The organism is Lysinibacillus sp. F12 (genome assembly GCF_057773605.1).
Window position 1 is genome coordinate 203,577 of the sequence record NZ_JBYMLP010000006.1, and the last position, 8,181, is coordinate 211,757.

The 8,181-nt window shown below is 37.3% G+C and carries 9 protein-coding genes and 1 rRNA gene; 8 read left to right on the forward strand and 2 right to left on the reverse strand.

The window, feature by feature from the left end; genetic code table 11:
- Positions 1 to 6: 6 nt before the first annotated feature.
- The 6 genes from truA (at position 7) to AC3CH7_RS21620 (ending at position 5,634) form a co-directional block, all read left to right on the forward strand.
- Positions 7 to 747 (forward strand): tRNA pseudouridine(38-40) synthase TruA, encoded by a 741-nt coding sequence (gene truA, locus AC3CH7_RS21595; protein WP_012296047.1) that lies wholly within the window; start codon positions 7 to 9, stop codon positions 745 to 747.
- Between the two features lie 179 nt (positions 748 to 926).
- Positions 927 to 1,364, forward strand: a complete 438-nt coding sequence (rplM, locus tag AC3CH7_RS21600; protein ID WP_004233742.1) for a 50S ribosomal protein L13 — start codon at positions 927 to 929, stop codon at positions 1,362 to 1,364.
- A gap of 25 nt (positions 1,365 to 1,389) precedes the next feature.
- Positions 1,390 to 1,782 (forward strand): 30S ribosomal protein S9, encoded by a 393-nt coding sequence (gene rpsI / locus AC3CH7_RS21605; protein WP_004233744.1) that lies wholly within the window; start codon positions 1,390 to 1,392, stop codon positions 1,780 to 1,782.
- 931 nt (positions 1,783 to 2,713) lie between these two features.
- Positions 2,714 to 3,661 (forward strand): DUF4822 domain-containing protein, encoded by a 948-nt coding sequence (locus AC3CH7_RS21610; protein ID WP_051800309.1) that lies wholly within the window; start codon positions 2,714 to 2,716, stop codon positions 3,659 to 3,661.
- 131 nt (positions 3,662 to 3,792) lie between these two features.
- Positions 3,793 to 4,506, forward strand: a complete 714-nt coding sequence (locus AC3CH7_RS21615; protein ID WP_012296043.1) for an N-acetylmuramoyl-L-alanine amidase — start codon at positions 3,793 to 3,795, stop codon at positions 4,504 to 4,506.
- Positions 4,507 to 4,578: 72 nt separating this feature from the next.
- Positions 4,579 to 5,634, forward strand: coding sequence for a P-loop NTPase (locus AC3CH7_RS21620; protein ID WP_488381879.1), 1,056 nt, complete (start codon positions 4,579 to 4,581; stop codon positions 5,632 to 5,634).
- Positions 5,635 to 5,689: 55 nt separating this feature from the next.
- On the opposite strand, the gene gerD is transcribed toward AC3CH7_RS21620, so the two are convergent.
- Positions 5,690 to 6,304, reverse strand: a complete 615-nt coding sequence (gene gerD, locus AC3CH7_RS21625; protein WP_031416707.1) for a spore germination lipoprotein GerD — start codon at positions 6,302 to 6,304, stop codon at positions 5,690 to 5,692.
- Positions 6,305 to 6,455: 151 nt separating this feature from the next.
- Between gerD and AC3CH7_RS21630 the strand changes: the two genes are divergently transcribed.
- Entirely contained in the window at positions 6,456 to 7,130 is a 675-nt protein-coding gene (locus AC3CH7_RS21630; protein ID WP_012296040.1) for a KinB-signaling pathway activation protein, read from the forward strand.
- A 38-nt stretch (positions 7,131 to 7,168) separates the two neighbouring features.
- On the opposite strand, the gene AC3CH7_RS21635 is transcribed toward AC3CH7_RS21630, so the two are convergent.
- Positions 7,169 to 7,825 carry a hypothetical protein gene (locus AC3CH7_RS21635; RefSeq protein ID WP_036217758.1) on the reverse strand — a complete coding sequence of 219 codons (657 nt, stop codon included), beginning with the start codon at positions 7,823 to 7,825 and terminating at the stop codon, positions 7,169 to 7,171.
- A gap of 266 nt (positions 7,826 to 8,091) precedes the next feature.
- On the opposite strand from AC3CH7_RS21635, the gene AC3CH7_RS21640 reads away from it, so the two are divergent.
- Positions 8,092 to 8,181: ribosomal RNA gene (locus AC3CH7_RS21640) — 16S ribosomal RNA — on the forward strand; the annotation flags it as partial.

Genomic DNA, 8,181 nt, shown 5'->3' on the forward strand with positions numbered 1-8,181 from the left:
TGCTTTATGCGACGATTAAAAATAATTATTAGCTATGACGGTACACATTTCTCAGGCTATCAAGTACAACCTGGGGAACGCACCGTACAGGCAGAAATAGAACGTGTATTAGCCATTATGCATAAAGAGGAAAAGGTGAAGGTGACCGCAAGTGGACGTACAGATGCTAGGGTTCATGCTACAGGGCAAACGTTGCATTTTGATACACCACTAGCCATTCCAACTGACAAGTATCGTAAAGCTTTGAATGTACAGCTACCTAGAGATATTCGCGTATTGTCTGTAGAAGAAGTAGCACATGACTTTCATGCACGTTATAGTGTAACTGGGAAGCGATACCGTTATATTTGGTCCTGTGAGCCTATTCAAAATCCATTTCGGAGACATTATACAGTTGATACAAACGGGGTCAAACCGGATGTGGTTGCAATGCAGAAGGCTGCTCAAGCTATCATAGGGACACATGACTTTTCATGCTTCTGCGCAGCCAATACAAGCGTGCAGGATAAAGTAAGAACAGTAACTTCACTACAATTTGAATGGCATGGGGAAGAGCTTCATATGGTTATTGAAGGCAATGGCTTCTTATATAATATGGTTCGAATTATTGCAGGTACACTTTGGGAAGTAGGTATAGATCGCCGGACGATTGAAAATATAGCACTGGTAGTCGCTTCAGAAGATCGGGATAAAGCTGGGAAAACCGCGCCACCACAAGGTTTGTACTTAGAAAAAGTATTCTATTAGTGTCACTTTCAACCTCGAAACAACTTTACCAGGTGTTTAATGAAATTGCTTGACTTTAAAAGTCATTCATTATATGATAACAGATGGTATTTTCATTACCACCACAAATAAGCCCCGAAAACTTATAGTGTAGTTTAATGAAAAATAACGGTAATCGAATCGATTAGGAGGATATATACATGCGTACAACATTCATGGCTAAAGGTCACGAAGTAGACCGTAAATGGTTAGTAGTTGATGCAGAAGGCCAAACTCTTGGACGTTTAGCTTCTGAAGTAGCTGCAATCTTACGTGGTAAACATAAACCAACATTCACACCAAACGTTGACACAGGTGATCACGTAATCATCATCAACGCTGACAAAATCCATTTAACTGGTAACAAATTAGAAGGTAAACTTTACCGTCACCACACTCAATTCGCAGGTGGTTTAAAAACTCGTACTGCTGGTGAAATGCTAGACAAGTACCCAACAAGAATGATCGAACTAGCAGTTAAAGGAATGCTTCCTAAAAACTCTTTAGGTCGTAAAATGTTCACTAAACTTAATGTTTACACTGGAACAGAGCATCCACATGCTGCACAAAAACCAGAAGCATACGAGCTTCGCGGATAATATAAATTAAGAGGAGGATATTACTTTGGCACAAGTTCAATACATCGGCACTGGTCGCCGTAAAAGCTCTGTAGCTCGCGTACGTTTAGTACCAGGTACAGGTAAAATTGTTATCAACAAACGTGAAATCGAAGAATACGTACCATTCGCTGCATTACGTGAAGTAATTAAACAACCATTAGTAGCTACTGAAACTACAGGAAGCTATGACATCCACGTAAACGTTAACGGTGGTGGATACACTGGTCAAGCTGGTGCTGTTCGTCACGGTATCGCTCGTGCTCTACTTCAAGTAGACCCAGATTTCCGTGCTGCATTAAAATCAGCTGGATTACTTACTCGTGATTCACGCATGAAAGAACGTAAAAAACCAGGTCTACGCGGCGCTCGTCGTGCACCTCAGTTCTCAAAACGTTAATTTCAAATTTTTCTATCAAAGACTCTTTCTACTTTTGTGGAAAGGGTCTTTTTGTATGAATAGAATAATTATAAAAAGCAATCGTTATAGTTGCCCGAATATGGCTTAATATGATTTCTGATGAAATTGTCGATGAAGCTGGTGTACCTGTTGTTGAATAACTCAATGACGAACACTTAGTTAGTAGTGATGTCTATTTCATTGTGTAAGCAGTTTGGACGAGCTAGCATAAAGATTCTCCCTAAACCAACCCAATCGTGGGCTGCTGCACATAGGGCAATGTTCACCGAAAGTATAAACGGCTGCTATTCTTCTTTCCTCAACGACCCTACTTTCAGCTGCTCAACGTGCTAATGCGAATTCAGGATGTGCTGTGTATTGTCACAGTTAGACATATGATTTCAATCTTCGGCTAACCCCTCACCATTTTCCAGCTACAAAAAGGACTCATCACCTGCTTTCAATGCATCTTTGACAAGCTCAATACATTTTTCTCAATATATTAAATCTACTGAATAAGAGCCCTTACTGTTTGATTGGTGGCATTGATATCAGCCGCCCCCTTCTTGTAGAAGTGTTAGGACTTGAACCGTTTCTCTATTCCCGGCAGCAATAATTAAATGATCGCTCATTTTTATCACCTTCACCGTCCAGTAGAACGCGTCTTTTAGTATATTTATCAAACTTTAAATAGTTTTCTTAGCATAATTATTGTTATTTCTGCACAAATTTAAAAATATTAAAAATATTTTCGGATAAGTTTATGCTTTTTTAAGAAATTATTTAGAGGGAGTTTAACAATGCATTTTATTATGAATTATGAAAGCTACAACATGCCTTTCAAGAGTGGGTTTGGTGTAACTAAAAAATATAAAGCAAAAAATGGAGGTAAGTAGGTATGAAGAAATTATTGATGGTATCTGTTGCAGCAATGGCACTACTTGCAGCATGTCAAGATAAGGAGCCTGTGAAAGGCAATACGACGAATAGTGAGGGAACAAAAACAGAAAGCGTTGCTACAGAAAATACAACGAAAGATCAAGCACAAGAGCAACTCACAAAGGGTCAAGCCATGGCAACTATTCTAAGTGCTACAAACTGGCAGGGTACAAAAGTATATGATAAAGATAACAACGATTTAACTGCGGAAAACTCAAACTTTATAGGCTTGGCTAAATATGATATGAAGACAGGTCATTATGAATTTTTTGATGCTACTACTGGCGAAAGTCGTGATGATAAAGGAACATTCTTCATTACAAATGATGGGAAACAAAGGATTCTAATTTCTGAATCCAAAAATTATCAAGCACTAGTAGAGATCACAGAATTAAATAGCGATATCTTCACTTATAAACGAATGGGGAAAGATGCTACTGGTAACGATGTAGAAGTCTTTGTGGAGCATATCCCTTATCAAGAAAAAGAGCTTACATTTACAGATCCAGATAAAACTCTTAATGCGACTACAGGAGATATCGTAACAGATGTAGACGGCGATGAAATTTTAGCTAATACATTATGGCAGGGCACAGTTGCTTTAGATGAAAATGGTAATGATGTAACCGAATTTAATTCAAATTTCATTAGTATTGCAAAATACGATGCAGAAACGAATAAATATGAATTCTTTAACCCTGAAACAGGCAAAAGCCGCGGTGATTATGGCTACTTTGACGTCATTCATGACAATAAAATCAGAGCTCATGTTTCACTTGGTGATAATAAATATGGTGTGGCTCTTGAAATTACTGAAATGAATGATAAGAAGTTTACGTATAAAAGAACAGGTAAAGATAAAAATGGAAATGAGATAACTGTGTTTGTTGAGCATGAACCCTATGAAGGGGAATTTAAACCAGAATTTACACTGCAATAAAATTGTTCTTCCTCCCTTACTATAGAAGAAGTTAAAAACTCTCAAGTTGAATACTTGTGAGTTTTTTTTTCTTTCTGGCATAGTTTCTCCACTAACTTCGTACACTAAATGTAAAAGGGTGGTGGATATGGGTGAAGCGCTGGCTGGCACTAGGAGTAATTATGCTTATGAGTATAGTGGTCGTGGCATATGAAACAAATGCTTCGGACCGTAACTTCTTTTTACCAGACCCACTTGGTGGCATAAAAATTGTCATTGATGCAGGGCATGGTGGGGAGGATGGAGGGGCTTCAAAGGGCGAAGTCATTGAAAAGGATATTACACTTGCAATTTCTCAGCACGTGGAGAAGAAATTGAAGAAGAAAGGCGCAACAGTCATCATGACAAGAACAAAAAATGGTGATGTTATTGATGAACACGCGCCATCAGAAAAGTACGGAACGTTAAGAGAGCGTAAAAAACAGGATATCTTTTTACGAAAGGATATTGTAGAAAAAGAAAAACCAGATGTGTTTATTACCATACACGCCAATGCTATTCCAGAAACAAAATGGCGTGGTGCACAGGTGTTTTATCATAAGGAGGGACATGCTGACGGTGAGATACTTGCAAAAAGTATTCAAGAGTCCATTCGTACTAATTTAAAAAATACAGACCGAGAAGCATTGTCTATTAAGCAGATTTATTTACTGAAAAAAGCAGAAGTGCCTGCGGCATTAGTAGAGACTGGGTTTATTAGTAATGATGAAGAACGGGCTTTACTTACCGATAAGAATTACCAAGAAAAAATGGCAGATGCTATTGTTGAAGGTATAGAAGAGTATCTATTAGCGAAAGTTGAGTAGAGCAACATCACAACGTAAATTAAATCATTTATGATATACTAACATTGAGACAATATAAGGGGAGTGTTCGTCGTGATTACTGAACAACAAGTACGAGAAATACTAGGACAACTACAAGATCCATTTTTACATAAATCGCTTGCAGAAACAGATGGTATTACAAACGTAGCAATAAAAGAAGAAAAAAATCATGTCAGTGTAAAAGTTGCGATTGCTAAATTGAATACACCTGAACAATTACAACTACAAATGAAAATTGTTGAGATGTTAAAAGAAGCGGGTGTAAACACAGTTGGTATTCGTTTTGAAGAGCTATCAGCTGAAAAGCTTCAAAGCTTCCGTGGCACAGCAACAGAATCTGAAGCACAGGATATTTTATCGCCACTTAGTACAGTTCAAGTTATTTCAATTGCTTCGGGTAAAGGTGGAGTAGGTAAATCAACAGTTTCGGTTAACTTAGCGGTTGCCCTAGCTCGTCTAGGCAAAAAAGTGGGCTTAATCGATGCAGATATTTATGGTTTTAGTGTGCCCGATATGATGGGTGTAACGGATATGCCTAAAGTAGTCGATAATCGTATTTTCCCAGTTGATCGTTTTGGTGTAAAAATGATTTCAATGGGCTTCTTTGTAGAAAATAATGCACCAATTGTATGGCGTGGCCCAATGTTAGGTAAAGTATTAGATCAATTCTTCCGTGATGTAGAATGGGGAGAGCTTGACTACTTACTATTAGATTTACCACCAGGCACAGGTGATGTTGCATTAGATATTCATCAAATGTTACCATCATCAAAAGAGATTGTAGTCACAACACCTCACCCAACAGCAGCATTCGTTGCAGCTCGTGCAGGTGCCATGGCTCTGCAAACAGACCATGAAATTTTAGGTGTAATTGAAAACATGGCTTGGTTCGAATCGAAATCAGGTGAGAAAGAGTTTGTCTTTGGGCAAGGCGGAGGTCCTAAACTAGCAGAGGAGCTTCGTACGGAGCTACTTGGACAAATCCCACTTGGGCAACCAGATTGGACAGATGCGGATTTCGCACCATCAGTATATGCTGAAAAACATACTACTGGACAAATTTATTTAGACGTCGCGACGAAAATTAATGATAAATTAAATAAATAATAAAAAACGGATTTCCATCCTTTTTGGAGGAAATCCGTTTTTTAATAATCCACGATTATTCTGTGCCTTTTTGCTCCTTATCAGTGCCACCACTGCCACCACTTTGCCCACTTGCTTCTTTCTTATCGCCACTTCCAGATGAAGGTGTTTCACCGCTCTTTTTAATTAGCTCTTGCCATTTAGATTGCATTAAAGGGCTTTCGATTGTTTCCTTTACTACTTCCTCCATTTGCTTTCGCATATTGGATGATTTAAGGATAGTCTCTAGCTGTTTCTGCATATCAGGCTGTCCAAAAAAGGCTTCCATATCCTTTTGGAAAGTTGGATCTTTTATTAAGTCCTTCATAATATCCTGTTGCTGTTTTTGCATACTTTTCGCAACTGTTTCCTTAAACTTTGGATCTTCAAAGGTTTTCTTCCAAAAGTCTTCTGCTTCCTTGGAAAGTAATGTTTCCTCAGTAGCTTTTTTCACTTCATCATGCTCTAAAATCAACAGCTCACGGAAACTGGGCTCTTCTAAAAGCTGTCGCAATGCCTTTTTACCGTCCTCTGTTTGTAAAGAGTCAATCATAATTTTTTTTATTTCATCATAGGACATAGTAGAGGTTTTATCTTGTGAACAGGCAGAAAGAAATAGCATTAGAATCAGTAATATGGTGAATTTTCGCATCGACAATCAGTCCTTTCTATAGATAGACTCTTTCAATTATTGTTCACATTTCTGATGACTTTATGTATTGGGAAAGATGAGAAATAGCTTTTTTAACAATGCATTGATAAAATAAGGACAGATATATTGAGAAATTGGGGGACTTTTAGTTGTGACGATACGAAATTGGGCAAAGTTTTTCTTCTTTGCAATGCTCGTTGGTGGGGTAGTCAACGGAGCTTTTAGTTTATTTATTCGCTGGGATTTCTTCCAACCATACATAGCAAACGGTCATTGGGGAGAATTTTTCGCTGGACTATTATGGATGGTCTTCTTAGGATTTACAATGAGTGTTATTGCACAAGCTGGTTTTTTCGCTTATTTAACACTCCATCAAGTAGGTGTAAATATCTTTAGAACACTTACATTATGGAATTGGGTACAGCTTTTACTCATTGCAATTACAATTTTTGATATTATTTTCTTCCGTTTTGTACCTGGTGTAAAGGATGGGCAAAGCTGGTTATTCTATGTTGGATTATTAATTGTTCTCATTTTTGGAGCCATAGCTACAGCTGTTCAAAAAGTAAAATTAACAGGGAAAAAACATGTATTCATTTCTGCTCTTTTCTTCATGATTGTCATTACAACTTTGGAATGGACAATTGCGTTAATGGGTCGTGATGAAAATATTAATGAATATGTCGCATTGTTATTATTCCCGTTATTAGCGGTTAATGCATATCAATTATTAGTATTGCCTAAATATAATGCAAAATCCGATGAAGATCGTCAAAAATTAGAAGCACGTCGTAAAGCGCGCCAAGAACAAGCAAAAAATGCTTAAATGAAAAAATTGCCTCCTACAAAATAGAGGCAATTTTTTTATGGAGATTTTTTAGTTTGCACTTTATAGCCAAATATATTTTCCTCAATTGACATAAACTTATTTTGTCGTATTAAAGTATTAAGTTCTTTCAAAGTAAAAGAGCTATCTTGGTGTAGTGGAACAAATACAAAGTCCCCTTTTTGGAGTTTAGGTGTTTTCTCACCCTGCCAAATAAGAGAAGGAGATAGCAAATTCATTTGTTGCTGAAACAAAGATTTTTGCAAGTCTTGTGAATACTGATGATTCTGAGTAGCAAACCAGAGTGGCTTTTCCTTCAAATATTGTTCATAAATATCAATATCCTTTTGTACAAGCTTAATGTTAACAGGCTCTTCTACTGAATCCTTTGGTCCAAGTAGTCCTGTAGGTAATTTTCGCTCTTGAATAATTTTTATATGGTCAGGTGAACGCTTGATCCATTCGGTATCTAGAAGAAGAAGCGGATAAGGTTCTTTCACTGTTTTAAGCCATTCCATTAGAGACTCATCAGAGAATGAAATCTCTACAACCAGAGATGTGCCGTAATGACCTTTTGTAACGACAACTGGTGCGTTAGCAATATTAAATACAGAAATCATCGTGGAATTTATAGGCTTTAGAAAAACAAAGAGAATGCCGATTAGGAGCAGTGAAATCAACGTTTTTCGGATCATAATAACAACCTCGTTTCTATAATTTTAAATAAAAAATAAGTCTCTTTAAAAAAACTTATGAATTAGTGTTGACTTTCATGAATAATCGATGTTATTATGTATAAGTCGCCAAGAGGTGACAGTGAAATAAACAACATGAACCTTGAAAACTGAACAAGCAAAACGTAATCAATAAAGTTTTAAGTAGCTAGATTTACTAGTGAACGAAACAAAATTTTGGACATCAAAATGATGCCAGCAAAACAATTTGAGCTAATCAAATTTCTTTTATGGAGAGTTTGATCCTGGCTCAGGACGAACGCTGGCGGCGTGCCTAATACATGCAAGTCGAGCGAACAGAGAAGGAGCTTGCTCCT